The organism is Thermus thermophilus, from assembly GCF_019974155.1.
GTDB classification, from domain to species: Bacteria; Deinococcota; Deinococci; order Deinococcales; family Thermaceae; genus Thermus; species Thermus thermophilus_C.
Map to the genome: position 1 here is coordinate 95,048 of NZ_AP025158.1, position 13,478 is coordinate 108,525.

19 protein-coding genes and 5 tRNA genes are annotated in these 13,478 nt (G+C 67.7%); 5 read left to right on the forward strand and 19 right to left on the reverse strand.

The genetic code is table 11. The features are described 5' to 3' along the window. Positions 1–9: 9 nt before the first annotated feature. Positions 10–1,107 carry an IS4 family transposase gene (locus TthTMY_RS00555; RefSeq protein WP_096410490.1) on the reverse strand — a complete coding sequence of 366 codons (1,098 nt, stop codon included), beginning with the start codon at positions 1,105–1,107 and terminating at the stop codon, positions 10–12. A gap of 91 nt (positions 1,108–1,198) precedes the next feature. Between TthTMY_RS00555 and TthTMY_RS11795 the strand changes: the two genes are divergently transcribed. Continuing rightward, on the forward strand, positions 1,199–1,714 hold the full coding sequence (locus tag TthTMY_RS11795) for an alpha-hydroxy-acid oxidizing protein (RefSeq protein ID WP_267873981.1): 516 nt from the start codon (positions 1,199–1,201) through the stop codon (positions 1,712–1,714). Here the strand turns inward: TthTMY_RS11795 and rplI are convergent. The 15 genes from rplI to TthTMY_RS00640 form a co-directional block, all read right to left on the reverse strand. Beyond that, the gene (gene rplI, locus TthTMY_RS00570) at positions 1,686–2,132 is read right to left on the reverse strand and encodes a 50S ribosomal protein L9 (protein ID WP_096411485.1); all 447 of its coding nucleotides are present in this window, start codon (positions 2,130–2,132) and stop codon (positions 1,686–1,688) included. The genes TthTMY_RS11795 and rplI overlap by 29 nt on opposite strands. A 10-nt stretch (positions 2,133–2,142) precedes the next feature. Next, positions 2,143–2,409: a 30S ribosomal protein S18 gene (gene rpsR, locus TthTMY_RS00575; protein WP_096411487.1), complete on the reverse strand. Its 267-nt coding sequence runs from the start codon at positions 2,407–2,409 to the stop codon at positions 2,143–2,145. Next, positions 2,406–3,197, reverse strand: coding sequence for a single-stranded DNA-binding protein (gene ssb, locus TthTMY_RS00580; RefSeq protein WP_096411488.1), 792 nt, complete (start codon positions 3,195–3,197; stop codon positions 2,406–2,408). The genes rpsR and ssb overlap by 4 nt, the downstream gene beginning before the upstream one ends. Positions 3,198–3,206: 9 nt before the next feature. Beyond that, positions 3,207–3,512, reverse strand: a complete 306-nt coding sequence (rpsF, locus tag TthTMY_RS00585) for a 30S ribosomal protein S6 (protein WP_096413063.1) — start codon at positions 3,510–3,512, stop codon at positions 3,207–3,209. Between the two features lie 99 nt (positions 3,513–3,611). Next, positions 3,612–3,687: transfer RNA gene (locus TthTMY_RS00590), tRNA-Asn, on the reverse strand. Between the two features lie 93 nt (positions 3,688–3,780). Next, on the reverse strand, positions 3,781–4,470 hold the full coding sequence (gene rplA / locus TthTMY_RS00595) for a 50S ribosomal protein L1 (protein WP_011227804.1): 690 nt from the start codon (positions 4,468–4,470) through the stop codon (positions 3,781–3,783). Next, the gene (gene rplK / locus TthTMY_RS00600; RefSeq protein WP_011174097.1) at positions 4,463–4,906 is read right to left on the reverse strand and encodes a 50S ribosomal protein L11; all 444 of its coding nucleotides are present in this window, start codon (positions 4,904–4,906) and stop codon (positions 4,463–4,465) included. Before rplK ends, rplA begins: the two co-directional genes overlap by 8 nt. Positions 4,907–4,949: 43 nt before the next feature. Continuing rightward, positions 4,950–5,504, reverse strand: coding sequence for a transcription termination/antitermination protein NusG (gene nusG, locus TthTMY_RS00605; RefSeq protein ID WP_008630512.1), 555 nt, complete (start codon positions 5,502–5,504; stop codon positions 4,950–4,952). Further along, positions 5,501–5,683, reverse strand: a complete 183-nt coding sequence (gene secE, locus TthTMY_RS00610) for a preprotein translocase subunit SecE (RefSeq protein WP_008630510.1) — start codon at positions 5,681–5,683, stop codon at positions 5,501–5,503. Before secE ends, nusG begins: the two co-directional genes overlap by 4 nt. Next, positions 5,683–5,847, reverse strand: coding sequence for a 50S ribosomal protein L33 (gene rpmG / locus TthTMY_RS00615; protein ID WP_096411490.1), 165 nt, complete (start codon positions 5,845–5,847; stop codon positions 5,683–5,685). Before rpmG ends, secE begins: the two co-directional genes overlap by 1 nt. 44 nt (positions 5,848–5,891) lie before the next feature. Next, positions 5,892–7,112, reverse strand: coding sequence for an elongation factor Tu (tuf, locus tag TthTMY_RS00620; protein ID WP_096411492.1), 1,221 nt, complete (start codon positions 7,110–7,112; stop codon positions 5,892–5,894). A gap of 57 nt (positions 7,113–7,169) precedes the next feature. Then, positions 7,170–7,245: transfer RNA gene (locus tag TthTMY_RS00625), tRNA-Thr, on the reverse strand. Positions 7,246–7,248: 3 nt separating this feature from the next. After that, positions 7,249–7,324 (reverse strand) — tRNA-Gly (locus TthTMY_RS00630). A gap of 26 nt (positions 7,325–7,350) precedes the next feature. Further along, positions 7,351–7,436 (reverse strand) — tRNA-Tyr (locus TthTMY_RS00635). Between the two features lie 11 nt (positions 7,437–7,447). After that, positions 7,448–7,523 (reverse strand) — tRNA-Thr (locus TthTMY_RS00640). Positions 7,524–7,593: 70 nt separating this feature from the next. Between TthTMY_RS00640 and TthTMY_RS00645 the strand changes: the two genes are divergently transcribed. After that, positions 7,594–8,889 carry an MBL fold metallo-hydrolase gene (locus tag TthTMY_RS00645; protein ID WP_096411494.1) on the forward strand — a complete coding sequence of 432 codons (1,296 nt, stop codon included), beginning with the start codon at positions 7,594–7,596 and terminating at the stop codon, positions 8,887–8,889. Between the two features lies 1 nt (position 8,890). On the opposite strand, the gene TthTMY_RS00650 is transcribed toward TthTMY_RS00645, so the two are convergent. Together TthTMY_RS00650 and TthTMY_RS00655 are read right to left on the reverse strand one after the other, a co-directional pair. After that, positions 8,891–9,148, reverse strand: coding sequence for a hypothetical protein (locus tag TthTMY_RS00650; RefSeq protein ID WP_011174095.1), 258 nt, complete (start codon positions 9,146–9,148; stop codon positions 8,891–8,893). Then, a complete protein-coding gene (locus tag TthTMY_RS00655; protein ID WP_096411496.1) occupies positions 9,145–9,429 on the reverse strand; it encodes a septum formation initiator family protein in 285 nt (94 codons plus the stop codon). Before TthTMY_RS00655 ends, TthTMY_RS00650 begins: the two co-directional genes overlap by 4 nt. 111 nt (positions 9,430–9,540) lie before the next feature. On the opposite strand from TthTMY_RS00655, the gene TthTMY_RS00660 reads away from it, so the two are divergent. Beyond that, the gene (locus TthTMY_RS00660; RefSeq protein WP_096411498.1) at positions 9,541–9,984 is read left to right on the forward strand and encodes a Fur family transcriptional regulator; all 444 of its coding nucleotides are present in this window, start codon (positions 9,541–9,543) and stop codon (positions 9,982–9,984) included. Between the two features lie 60 nt (positions 9,985–10,044). On the opposite strand, the gene TthTMY_RS00665 is transcribed toward TthTMY_RS00660, so the two are convergent. Beyond that, positions 10,045–11,430 (reverse strand): leucyl aminopeptidase, encoded by a 1,386-nt coding sequence (locus TthTMY_RS00665; protein WP_096411500.1) that lies wholly within the window; start codon positions 11,428–11,430, stop codon positions 10,045–10,047. Between the two features lie 40 nt (positions 11,431–11,470). On the opposite strand from TthTMY_RS00665, the gene TthTMY_RS00670 reads away from it, so the two are divergent. Together TthTMY_RS00670 and mnmA are read left to right on the forward strand one after the other, a co-directional pair. Continuing rightward, entirely contained in the window at positions 11,471–12,352 is an 882-nt protein-coding gene (locus TthTMY_RS00670) for a DUF1385 domain-containing protein (protein WP_223903313.1), read from the forward strand. Continuing rightward, positions 12,349–13,458 (forward strand): tRNA 2-thiouridine(34) synthase MnmA, encoded by a 1,110-nt coding sequence (gene mnmA, locus TthTMY_RS00675; protein ID WP_223903314.1) that lies wholly within the window; start codon positions 12,349–12,351, stop codon positions 13,456–13,458. The genes TthTMY_RS00670 and mnmA overlap by 4 nt, the downstream gene beginning before the upstream one ends. The last annotated feature ends 20 nt before the right edge of the window (positions 13,459–13,478 follow it).

A 13,478-nucleotide genomic window follows, 5' to 3' on the forward strand; every position in this document is an offset into this window, starting at 1 on the left:
GAGCTCTCATCACTTTCCTCCCCCCAGTTCCTGAAGCAACCTGACCAGCTCCTCCACCACTGCTTCCCTCCAAGGCGGGGGCCCCTGGGCCAGGGCGATCCGGCCCAGACGGAAGAGGCTTTGCCGCTCGGGATGGGCCAGAAGCCGGGGAAGCCATTCCCTGCCCTGCAAGCGCGCCCCCAGAAGGACCAAGAGCGCCATCCCCAAGGCCAGAAGCCATAACCACCCCCTGAGGCTCGCCCCCGTCCGCAGCCGATGGCGGTCCAGCCCAAACCCCTGCCCCTTCAGGTCCCTAAACCCCTCTTCAATCCACATCCGCCACCCATAGGGCGGCTCCCCCCCAAAAGGGCCCGAATAGGCCAGATACCAGGGATCCCGACCCCCTGGGTACACCAGGAGGGTGACTTCTACCCCCTCCCCACCGTGTCCGAAAAGGCGGACCTCCTCCCGCAGGGGGTGGACCACACGCTGGTAGCCCTCCTTCAGGGGAAGGCGCTTCCCCCCTTGGGGTTCCACCTCCCGGTTCTGCCGCAGGCGGATGAGGAAGCCCATGCCCCACCCCTGGAGCTTTCGCATCAGGGAGACCCGGTCAAAGCCGCGGTCCAGGAGGAAGAGGGGGGTATATCCCAGGTCCTGGACGGCGCGGCCCAGGCGGTGGAGGAACTCCTCCTCCACCCGGTTTTGACTGGGGAAAGGGGAGAGGGGGTGAAGAGCGAAGGCCACCACCAGGGCCCTTCCCTTGAGGGGAAGGGCGGCCACCAGGGCTTGGTGCCTACCGTCCTCTGTGAAGGTCCAGTCCACGATGAGGGGGAGGGGGCGGTCTTTGGGGAAACGAGGGACGAGGAGGGGGAGGAGGGCTTCGGTGAGGGCCCAGGGGTCTTGCAGGGTGGGGTGATGGAGGAAGCGCCAGAGGCGATTGAGGCGGCTTTGGGCCAGGGTGGGGAGGGGGGTTCTGCGGGCGAGGTCGGAGAGGGTGGGGTCCAGGGGGGTAGTGAGGAGGGTGGACAGGAAGAGGGCGAGGTTGGAGCGGATGGTTTTCCTGAGGGAGGCGAAGACCTTATGGACCCAGAGGGTGATAACTTGGGAAAGGGGGGTGGTGGGCGGCACACCTTACTTACCCCCCTCTTCTCTTCCCTTGTCAAGCCCCAGCCCTCAAAGTGATGAGAGCTCAGCGGCCAAACCCCTTGGGGAGGTACAGATGATCGGACGAAGGGTGCAACAGCGGATCTACCTGGAAGGCCTCATGGGCAGGCGCCCTCCCCTCCCCGTGCGTCCGGACGCCCTTCGGGCCGTGGAACTCGGCGTGGACGGGGTCTACGTCTCCAACCACGGGGGAAGGCAGGTGGACGGAAGCCTCGCCGCCCTCCACGCGCTTCCCCAGGTGGTCCGGGCGGTGGAGGGCCGGGTACCCGTCCTCATGGACAGCGGCGTCCGCACCGGGGCCGACGCCGTCAAGGCCCTGGCCCTGGGCGCCCGGGCGGTGGGCCTCGGCCGCCCCTACGTCTACGCCCTGGCCCTGGGCGGGGAGGAAGGGGTGGGGGCGTTTTTGGACCACTTTCTGGCGGAGCTGGAGCTCACCCTGGCCCTCTCGGGGGTGGGAAGCCTGGAGGAGCTCGGCCCCCACCTCCTCGTCAAGGAAGACCCCCCGCCCCAAGGGGGCGGGGAGGGGCCTAAGGGGTTTGCCCCTACTCCTGGGCCACCACGCTCACCTTGAGCTGGATGGGGACCTCGGGGTGGGGCTTGTAGGTGAGGACGTACTCCCCAAGCTCCTTGATGGGCTTTTCCAGCCCTAGGCGCTTGGGGTCTATGGTGATGCCGTGCTGGCGGGAAAGGGCCTCGGCGATGTCCTTGGCGGTAACGGAGCCGTAGATCTTGGTCTCCCCCGCCCGCACCGGGATGGTGAGGGTGAGGTTCTCCAGGATCTCCTTAAGCCTTTCCGCCTCGGCCTTCCTTTCCGCCAGGCGCTTGGCCTGGGCGCGGATTTTGGCCTCGAGGGCCTTGAGGTTGCTCTCCGTGGCCAAGACGGCGAGGCCCCGGGGCAGGAGGTAGTTCCTGGCGTACCCCGGCTTCACGTCCACCACCTGGCCCACGTCGCCCAGGTTCTCCAGGGGTTCTAGGAGGATCACCTTCACCGCTTACCCCCTACTTCCGCACCAGCTTCTCCGTGAAGGGCAGGAGCCCTAGGATCCTCGCCCGCTTGATGGTCTTGGCCAGGATCCTCTGCTCCTTGGCGGAAAGCCCCGTGCGGCGGCGGGGAAGGATCTTCCCCGTCTCCGACAGGAACCGCCTGAGCACCTCCACGTTCCGGTAGTCCCTGAGGTCAAACTCCCCCAGGGTGGCCTTGACCTTAGCCTTGCGGGACGGGCGCCTCTGCGCCTCCTTCTTGGGTTTCGCGTTCTTCGTGCTCAAAACGGCAAATCCTCCTCCGGCGGAAAATCTTCCAAGCCTTCGTCAATGTCCACCCCACCCGTCTGGACTTCGCGGGACCTGCTTCCGCCGGCCTGGGCAGGTCCACGGGTGGGGCGCTCCAGCCTGAGGGCCTCCACGCGGGTCTGGAAGCGCCGCTCGCCGCTGGAGCTGGTCCAGGAGTCGTTCACCAACCTACCGATCACGAAAAGGCCGTCGCCCTTCCTCAGCTCGGCGGCCCACTCCGCCAGGTCGCGCCAGGCCTGAACCTCCACGAAGTGGGTGCGCTCCTCCGCCCCCTGGCGGCGCTCGTTCACCGCCAGGCCCAGCCGGGTCACCGCGGTGCCCTGGGGGGTGTAGCGGAGTTCCGGGTCCCGGGTCAGGTTGCCCATGAGGAAGACCTGGTTCAGGGCGGCGCGAAGCCTGGGCTGGCCCCGGCTGTCCTCCGCCCGCTCCTTTCCCCGGTCGTCCAGGGGGTCCAGGAAGTCGGCCCGGATCTGGAGCTCGCTCCGCCTCTCCCCCTCCCTTTCCCACTGGCGGTACTCCAGGCGGCCCTCCACGAAGACGAGCTGCCCTTGGTCCAAGAGGTCGCCCCACATCTCCGCCTGGCGGCCTAAGAGCCTCACCCGGTGGTACCAGGACACCTCCCGCTCCCCCCCGTTATCGGAAGGGAGCAGGTCCTGGCCGGCGAGGGTCAGGTCCAAAATGGCGAGCCCCGCCGGGGTGTAGCGCATGTCCGGCCGGGTGGCGAGGGCGCCGATGAGGAAAACGCGGTTCAGGCCTCGAGCCATGTCAACAGTTTACGCGTTGGCGAGGAAGGGCTCCTGGGACTTCACCACCATGACCCGGCGCACGTTGTCCCGGATGCGGAGCTCCCGGGCCAGGTCGTTCACCCGGTCCTCGGGCATCTCCACCTGGTACCAGAGGAAGTAGCCCTGGGGGTCCTTGGCGATGGGGTAGGCCAGGCGGCGAAGCCCCAGCTCCTCCACCTTCTCCACGCGGGCGCCGTAGTTCTCCAAAGCCCGCTGGATGATCTCCTTCTCCAGGGCGAGCTGGCTCTGGTCCAGGTTGGGGTTCAGAATGACGTTCACCTCGTACCTGCGCATCTTCACCTCCCTTCCGGGCCCGGCAGGCCGCACAGGGCCAGATTATACCCCGCCTTCCCTCGGAAAAAAAAGACCCAGGGGGGCCGGGGCCCCCCTTTTTGGCTCCGCGGGCAGGACTCGAACCTGCGACCTACCGGTTAACAGCCGGCTGCTCTACCTGCTGAGCTACCGCGGACCGCACCGCAAGGCCCACTATACCAACCCTCCCGTGGCTCCGTCAAGCGCTTTGGGGGCGGCCTTGGGCCGCCCCCAAAGCCCCCCCTTCCCTCTAGGAGTGGGGGTTGATGCGCACGCTGGGGCCCATGGTGGTGGTCACGTAGACGGAGCGGAGGAAGGTGCCCTTGGCCCCTTCCGGCTTGTGGGCCTCGAGGGCGCGGATGAAGGCCCGGATGTTGTCCGCAAGCTTCTCCGGCGGGAAGCTCGCCTTGCCCACGGGGGCATGGATGGCCCCGGTCTTGTCGTTGCGGAACTCAATCCGCCCCGCCTTGATCTCCCGGATGATCTCGCCGATGTTGAACCCCACCGTCCCCGCCTTGGGGTTGGGAAGGAGGCCGCGGGGCCCCAGGATCCGGCCGAGCTTGGAGCCCACGGCCCCCATCACGTCCGGGGTGGCCACCACGGCGTCAAAGTCCATCCAGCCGTCCAGGATCTTCTGGATGATCTCCTCGCCGCCCACGTAGTCCGCGCCCGCCTCCTCGGCCTCCTTGATCTTCTCCCCCTTGGCGATGGCCAAAACCCGCACCTGCTTGCCGAGGCCATGGGGAAGGGAGACGGTTCCGCGCACGTTCTGGTCGGAGCGGCGGGGGTCAATACCGAGCTTGGCGTGGACCTCCACCGTCTCGTCAAACTTGGCGGTGGCGAGCTCCTTCACGAGACGGGCGGCCTCGTCAATGGTGTAGACCTTGTTGGGGTCCACCTTCTCCAGGAGGGCCCGGTAACGCTTGCCGTGCTTAGGCATCCTTCACCTCCGGAGCGCCCACCACCTCCACGCCCATGGACCGGGCCGAGCCCGCGATCATCCGGGCGGCGGCCTCGAGGTCGGTGGTGTTCAGGTCGGGCATCTTCTGCTTGGCGATCTCCAGGACCTGCTCCCAGGTGATCCGGCCCACCTTCTCCCGGCCGGGCTTGTGGGCCCCCTTCTCCAAGCCCGCCGCCTTGCGGATCAGGTAGCTCGCGGGCGGGGTCTTGGTGACGAAGGTAAAGGAGCGGTCCGCGTAAATGGTGATCTCCACGGGAACGATGGCGTCCCCCATGTTGGCCGTGGCCGCGTTGAAGGCCTTGACGAACTCCATGATGTTGGCCCCGTGCTGGCCCAAAGCCGGGCCCACCGGGGGCGCGGGCGTGGCCTTGCCCGCGGGCAGCTGAAGTTTAACCACCGCAACGACTTTCTTCATTTTTCCCTCCTAGGCTCCCCCCAAGTTGGGGGTGCGAACGCCTCTAGGCCTTGACCACCTGGGAGAAGTCCAGCTCCACAGGGGTCTCGCGCCCGAAGATGGTGACCATGACCTTGACCTTGCCCCGCTCGGGGTTGATCTCGGTCACGGTGCCCGTGAAGTCGGCGAAGGGGCCGGAGACAACCCGGACCTGGTCCCCCTCGCGGAAGGCCACCTGGGCCTTGGGGGCCTCCTTCTTCCCGAGAAGCCCGGAGACCTCGAGGATGTGCCGCACCTCGTCGGGCGAAAGGGGAACAGGACGCATCCCCGCCCCGACGAAGCCCGTGATGCCGGGCGTGCCGCGCACCACCTCCCAGGCCTCGTTGGGCTCCTCCTCGTCCCCCAGGTCCATCTGGATAAAGAGGTAGCCCGGGAAGAGCTTCTTCCGGACCACCTCCTTCTTGCCCCCCTCGCGGAGCTCCACCACCTCCTCGGTGGGGATCAGGACCTGAAAGATCTTGTCCTGAAGGCCGAAGGCCTTAATGCGCTTCTCCAGGTTGGCCTTGGCCTTCTCCTCCTGCCCCACCAGGGTGTGGACCGCGTACCACTCTATGCTCATCGCAGAAGCCCTATCAGGAAGCGGAAGACCGTGTCGTAAAGCCCAAGGATCACCATGAAGGCCAAGGTGAAGAGGAGGATGGCCTGCGTGCCCTCCACGACCTGCTCCCGCGTGGGCCAGGTGACCCGGGCGAGCTCGGCGCGCGCTTCCTGGAAGTAACGGATCAGCCGGGCGAACATCAGATCTTCACTTCCCGGTGCACGGTGTGCTTCTTACACCACGGGCAGTACTTGCGCAGCTCCAGCTTGTTGGGGGTGTTGCGCTTGTTCTTCTCCGTGGCGTAGTTGCGGCGCTTGCACTCCGTGCACTCCAAGAGGAGTTTTATCCGGACCTCGCTGGCCATCTCGGCACCTCGGGAGGGGGGAGGCTAGCCTCCCCCCTCTTGGCTTACTCCAGGATCTTGGTGACGACGCCGGCGCCCACGGTCCGCCCACCCTCACGGATGGCAAACCGCAAACCCTCCTCCAGCGCCACCGGCTTGATCAGCTCCACCGTAAACGTCACGTTGTCCCCAGGCATCACCATCTCCACGCCCGGAGGCAACCGCACCACCCCAGTCACATCCGTCGTCCGAAAGTAAAACTGCGGACGGTACCCCGAAAAAAACCCCGTGTGCCGCCCACCCTCCTCCTTCCTCAAGACATACACCGAGGCCTCAAACTTCGTGTGCGGCGTAATGCTCCCAGGCTTCGCCAACACCTGGCCCCGCTCCACCTCCTCCCGGCTCACACCCCGCAGGAGCACCCCCACGTTGTCCCCAGCTATCCCCTCCTGCAAGGTCTTCCGGTGCATCTCCACACCCGTCACCACCGTCCTCCGCGTCTCCGGAGCAAGGCCCACAATCTCCACCTCGTCCCCAACCTTCACCTTGCCCCGCTCAATCCGCCCCGTGGCCACCGTCCCACGCCCAGTAATGGTGAACACGTCCTCCACCGGCATCAAGAACGGCTTGTCCACGTCCCGCACCGGCGTGGGAATGTACTCGTCAATCGCGTCCAACAACTCCCAAATCCGGTCCACCCACTCGTTCTCCCCTCGCTTCGTCTGAGGATTCTTGTGCATCTGCTCAAGCGCAAGCAACGCGCTCCCCCGAATCACCGGCACCTCGTCCCCAGGAAACTCGTACTGGTTCAGGAGGTCCCGCACCTCCATCTCCACCAGGTCCAGTAACTCGGGGTCGTCCACCATGTCCACCTTGTTCATGAACACCACAATGTACGGCACCCCCACCTGCCGCGCCAACAAAATGTGCTCCCGCGTCTGCGGCATCGGCCCGTCCGCCGCCGACACCACAAGAATCGCCCCGTCCATCTGCGCAGCACCCGTAATCATGTTCTTGATGTAGTCCGCGTGCCCAGGACAGTCCACGTGGGAATAGTGCCGCTTCGCCGTCTCGTACTCCACATGCGCCGTGTTGATCGTAATCCCACGCGCACGCTCCTCCGGCGCCTTGTCAATGTCCCCGTAGTCCTTAACCTCCACATTCGGATTCTCCGCCGCCGCTACATACGTCAACGCCGCCGTCAGCGTCGTCTTCCCGTGGTCCACGTGCCCAATCGTCCCCACGTTCACGTGAGGCTTCGTCCGAACAAACTCGCCCTTCGCCATCTCCGTCCTCCTTACATGCCAAAGCCGCCCTGGGTGGCTCCAGGGCAGTCAAAAAAATGGAGCTCGCGGCCGGGCTCGAACCGGCGACCTCACCCTTACCAAGGGTGTGCTCTACCTGCTGAGCTACGCGAGCTCGTGGAGCGGGAGACGGGACTCGAACCCGCGACCCTCGGCTTGGGAAGCCGATGCTCTACCACCTGAGCTACTCCCGCATGGGGTGTGCTGAGCGCACACCGCGTGGTGGGCAGGGCTGGATTCGAACCAGCGAAGGCATACGCCAACGGTTTTACAGACCGTCCCCTTTGGCCACTCGGGCACCTGCCCACGCCCTTTTTTGGAGCCACCCAGGGGAGTTGAACCCCCAACCCCCCGATTACAAGTCGGGTGCTCTGCCGGTTGAGCTAGGGTGGCAGGACGGGGGATGGGACCCTGTCCGAGGGTTTAGGCTAGCACACCCGCCCGAGAGTGTCAAGATAAGGGCATGCGCATCGTACCTTTTGGGGCGGCCCGGGAGGTTACGGGTAGCGCCCACCTCCTCCTCGCCGAGGGCAAGCGCGTTCTTCTGGACTGCGGGATGTTCCAAGGGAAGGAGGAGGCCAGGAACCACGCCCCCTTCGGCTTTGACCCTAAGGAGGTGGACGCCGTCCTCCTCACCCACGCCCACCTGGACCACGTGGGGCGGCTGCCCAAGCTCTTCCGCGAAGGCTACCGGGGCCCCGTTTACGCCACCCGGGCCACGGCCCTCCTCATGGAGATCGTCCTGGAGGACGCCCTCAAGGTGATGGACGAGCCCTTTTTCGGCCCCGAGGACGTGGAGGAGGCCTTGGGGCACCTCAGGCCCCTGGAGTACGGGGAGTGGCTCCGGCTTGGGGCCTTAAGCCTCGCCTTCGGCCAGGCGGGACACCTCCCGGGAAGCGCCTTCGTGGTGGCCCAGGGGGAGGGAAGGACCCTGGTGTACAGCGGGGACTTGGGCAACCGGGCAAAGGACGTCCTCCCCGACCCCTCGCCCCCTCCGCTCGCCGACCTGGTCCTCGCGGAGGGGACCTACGGGGACCGCCCCCACCGCCCTTACCGGGAGACGGTCCGGGAGTTCCTGGAGATCCTGGAAAAAACCCTGAGCCAGGGCGGAAAGGTCCTCATCCCCACCTTCGCCGTGGAGCGGGCGCAGGAGATTCTCTACGTCCTCTACACGCACGGCCACCGCCTCCCCCGGGCGCCCATCTACCTGGACTCCCCCATGGCGGGACGGGTCCTCGCCCTTTACCCCAGGCTGGTCCGCTACTTCAGCGAGGAGGTCCAGGCCCACTTCCTCCAGGGGAAGAACCCCTTCCGCCCTGCGGGCCTCGAGGTGGTGGAGCACGCCGAGGCCTCAAAGGCGCTAAACCGCGCCCCCGGCCCCATGGTGGTCCTCGCGGGAAGCGGGATGCTCGCGGGGGGGCGGATCCTCCACCACCTCAAGCACGGCCTCTCCGACCCCAGAAACGCCCTCGTCTTCGTGGGCTACCAGCCCCGGGGAGGGCTTGGGGCGGAGATCCTCGCCCGCCCCCCCGCCGTGCGGATCCTGGGGGAAGAGGTGCCCTTGCGGGCGAGCGTCCACACCCTGGGCGGCTTCTCTGGCCACGCCGGGCAGGACGAGCTTCTGGACTGGCTTCAGGGCGAGCCCCGCGTGGTCCTGGTCCACGGGGAAGAGGAAAAGCTCCTCGCCCTAGGCGAGCTCCTCGCCCTCCGCGGGCAGGAGGTGAGCCTGGCGCGCTTCGGGGAGGGCGTGCCGGTGTAGGTCATGCCTGGAGCCCCTCGGGCTCCGGGTCCGACCAGGCCAGCTCCACCAGCTGGACGAGCTCCCCCACGGGGACCCCGTAGTCCCGGGCAAGCCGCGTGATCTCCCGGCCGAGGCGGCGGAGGTGGGCCAGGTGGGCCGGGTCCAGGTCCTCGGCCACGTCCATGAGCCAGCCCAAGAGGAACTGGGCCTCCTCGTCGGTGAGGCCCTCGGTGAGCCCCTCGTCTTCCCAGAAAAGCTCCCTAGGATCGCGCATCATGGCCAGCGGCGGACCTCCTCGTCTTTCCGCACCCAGCCCATCCGGCGAAGGAGGGCCTCGAGGTAGGCGGGGTCGCGGGCGGCCCGCACCTCCTCCTTAAGCCGCTCCACCTCGGCCCGGGCCCGCGCCACCTCTTCCTCAAGCGCAACCCGCTCCCGGGCCAGCTCCCGGGCCCTGAGCCCCTCCTGGGCGAGGAGGTAGAACCCGTGCACCAGGCCGAGGAGGAAAAGGAGGCGGAGGAAGCGGTAGACGGGGCGGTCCAAGGCGCGGCCATTATACACCCGGGGGCCTTGCGGGAAGGGGCCTCGCCCTCCTCTACCATCCCCAGATCCGAAAAGCGTTGCGTTTGCACACCCAGGGTGTATACTGAAACTGGTAGGAAAGGAGGAAGGATGCCGAGGACCAAGGAAAAGGAAAGCTACCGCGCACGGCTAAAGGCGGTGGGCCTGCGCCACACCCTTCCCCGGGAGAGGATCCTGAGCTTCCTGGACCGCAAAAACGTGCACCCCACCCCGGAGGAGCTCTACCAGGGCCTGAGGAAGCGGGGCTACGACATCGGCCTCTCCACCGTCTACCTCAACCTCCACGTCCTTAGGGAGCACGGCCTGATCTACGAGTTCAAGGACCCCAAGGGGGCCACCCGCTACGACGGCTACACCGAGCCCCACGTGCACCTGGTGTGCACCTCCTGTGGCAAGGTGGAGGACCTCCTCCTCAAGAACCTCCCCGAGCTGGACGTGAACCCCGCCATGCAGGCGGCCGCCGAGCGCACGGGCTGGGCCCTGGAGGGCTTCCGCCTGGAGTTCCGGGGGAAGTGCCCGAACTGCCAGGGGTAGGCGCCTAGGCCTGGGGCCCGGGGGTTCCCCGGGCCCTCGCCTTTTGCCCCCAAGCTGGCCCTAAAGGGCCTCCGCCACCTTCAGGAGGGTGCGCACCCCGAAGCCCGTTCCCCCCTCGGGGCCCAGGGCGTGGGCCTTCCTGGCGAAGGCGGGCCCGGCGATGTCCAGGTGGACGAGGGGCACTCGCACGAACTCCGCCAGGAAGAGGGCGGCGGTGATGGCCCCGCCGTAGCGGTCCCCCACGTTCTTAAGGTCGGCCACGGGGCTTTTCAGCTTCTCCCGGTAGGCCTTCTCCAAGGGCATGGGCCAGACCTTCTCCCCCGCCCCTTCCGCCGCCTCCCGCACCTTCTCCCCCCAGGAGGGCTCGGTGGCGAAGAGGGCCGCCACCTCCTCCCCCAGGGCCACCACCGCCGCCCCCGTGAGGGTGGAAAGCTCCAGGATGCGCTCCGCCCCCTCCCTTTCGGCGTAGGCCAGGGCGTCGGCCAGGGTGAGGCGCCCTTCGGCGTCGGTGTTCATCACCTCCACGGTCTTGCCGGAGAGGGTCTTGAGCACGTCCCCCACCCGGTAGGCCCGCCCGGAGACCAGGTTCTCGCAGGCGGCGATGTAGCCCCTTAGCTCCACGGGAAGGCCCAAAAGGGCCGCGGCCTTGAAGGCCCCAAGCACCGCCGCCGCCCCCGCCATGTCCCCCTTCATGGTGGCCATGCCCTCCGTGGGCTTTAGGGAGTAGCCGCCGGAGTCAAAGGTGAGGCCCTTCCCCACCAGGTCCAGCCGGGCCTTAGGGCTTGGCGGGGCGTAGCGGAGGCGGATGAACCGGGGCGGGTTCTCTGAGCCCTGGGCCACGGCGAGGAAGGCCCCCATGCCGAGCTCGGCGATGGCCTTCTCGTCCAGGACCTCCACCTCCACCCCCAGGGCCCTAAGCTCCAAGGCCCGCTCCGCCAGGGCCTCGGGGGTGAGGAGGTTGGGGGGCTCGTTCACCAGGTCCCGGGCCAGGTAGACCCCTTCCGCCACCTTCCTCGCCCGGTCCAAAAGGGCCTCGGGGACCCCGGAAAGGTGGAGGGTAAGGGCCTTTTCCTCCCTCTTGGTCTTGTGCCGGTCAAAGCGGTAGGCCCCGAGGAGAAGCCCCTCGGCCAGGGCGTAGGCGTCCTCCAGAGGCTCCACCAGGGCCTCGAGGAAGGCGAGCCTCTGGAGGGCCTGGGCGAGCCTCCCCCCGCTTTCCCGGTCGTCCTCGCCCCGCCCGAAGAGGAGGACGGGGCCTTCCTCCGTGTAGAGGAGAAGGCTCTCCCCCGCCTTAAGCCCCGCCTCCTTCAGGGCCTGCCGTAGCCGCCCCCCAAGGCGGGCGTCCAGGGCCTCCCCCTGGGGGAGGAGGGCGCCTTCCTTGGCCCAGACCACCTTGAGGGGGGCCTGGCCCTCGGCCAGGCCGGCCTTGGCGCTTTTGAGGGTGACCATGGGCTACGTTTTACCACGGGGGCGTGGCAGAATGGGAGGGATGCGGTGGCTTCTCCTGGCGAAGCAGGCCGTCCTCGGGGGGGCGGCGGCCCTCGAGGGGGTGATGATGAAGGCCCCTTGGGCCTGGGCCCTGGCGGTGCGCCTGCCGGACGGGAAGATCCACGTGGAACGCCACGAGGAGAGGGCCCTCACCGAGCGCTACCCCTGGGCGAGGCTTCCCCTCCTCCGGGGGGTGGTGGCCCTCTTTGACGCCCTTTCCGTGAGCTACCGGGCCCTGGCGCGAAGCGCCGAGCTCGCCGGGGGCGAGGAGGTTTCCCGGGGGGCGCTTTGGGGGACGGTGGCGGTGAGCCTCCTCGTGGGCATCGCCCTTTTCATCGTCTTCCCGGGCTTCCTCGCCGGGCTTTTCGTGGACGCCGCCCGCCACCCCGTGCTCTACAACCTCCTCGCGGGCCTCCTCAAGGTGGGGATTTTGGTGGGCTACCTCCTCTTCATCCGGCGCATGCCGGAGATCCGGCGCTTCTTCATGTACCACGGGGCGGAGCACAAGGCCATCCACGCCTACGAGAAGGGGCTTCCCCTCACCGTGGAGAACGTCCTGGCCCAGCCCCGCTTCCACCCCCGGTGCGGCACCACCTTCCTCGCCTTCGTCGTCGTGGTCTCGGTCCTGGTCTACAGCCTCGTCCCCGCCCCCGAGGTCCTCTGGTGGCGGCTTCTTGCGAGGGTCCTCTTCCTGCCCCTGGTGGCGGCCTTGGCCTATGAGCTCCTCTACTTCTCCGCCCGGCACCAAGACCCCGTCTCCCGCTTCTTCCGGGAGCTCGGCTTCCGCTTCCAGGCCCTCACCGTGGCCGAGCCCACCCCGGAGATGGTGGAGGTGGCCATCCGGAGCACCGAGGCGGCCCTAGGGGAGAGGGTGGTGGCATGAAGCGGGTTTTGGTGGCCATGTCCGGGGGGGTGGACTCCTCCGTGGCCGCCCTCCTCCTCAAGGAGGCGGGCTACGAGGTGGTGGGGGCCATGATGCGTTTCTGGCCCGACCTCCCGCCCCCAAGCCTAGAGGCGGGAAAGCCCCGGGCCTGGGAGAGCTGCTGCACCCCCGACGCCGCCTACGAGGCGAGGCGGGTGGCGGACCTTCTGGGCATCCCCTTCTACCTCCTGGACTACCGGGAGGTCTTTGAGGAGGAGATCGTCTCCCCCTTTCTCCGGGACTACGCCCAGGGGCGCACCCCAAACCCCTGCGCCCGGTGCAACACCTTCGTCAAGTTCGGGGCCCTCCTCAAGCAGGCCCGGAGGCTCGGCCTGGACTACGTGGCCACGGGCCACTACGTGCGGAAGGAGGGCCTTGCCCTCCTGAGGGGCCGTGACCCCAACAAGGACCAGACCTACTTCCTCTGGGGCACCCCCAAGGAGGCCCTTCCCCACCTCCTCTTCCCCGTGGGGGGGCTCACCAAGCCCGAGGTGCGGGCCCTGGCCGAGAAGGCGGGCCTCCCCACGGCGAGGAGGCCCGAAAGCCAGAACCTCTGCTTCGTGGCCGGCGACCTCAAGGGCTTCCTCAAGGAGCGCCTGAAGCCCAGGCCCGGCCCCCTGGTGGACGCCCTCACGGGGGAGGTGGTGGGGGAGCACGAAGGGGCGAGCCTCTACACCCTGGGCCAGCGGAAGGGCCTCGGGCTTTACAAGAGCCACCTGGAGCGGTACGTGGTGGGGGTGGACCCCGGGAGGAACGTGGTCTACGTGGGCCCCAAGGAGGCCTGCTACTTTGGGGGCCTGGAAGGGGAAGGCCTCAACCTCCTCGCCGAGCTTCCCGAGGAGGTGGAGGTCCAAGTGCGCTACCGCACGCCCCCCGTGCGGGCCAAGGTGGAGTCCCTAAGCCCCTTGCGCCTCCGCTTTGCCCACCCCGTCTTCGCCGTGACCCCAGGGCAGAGCGCCGTCTTCTACCGGGGGGAGAGGCTTCTTGGGGGCGCGGTGATCCGCAGGGGGCTTTACAACCTGGCGGGGCTGGATGGGGTGGGCCTCGAGGCCCTGACCGTCCCCTGACAATTCCCCCCAAGACTTGA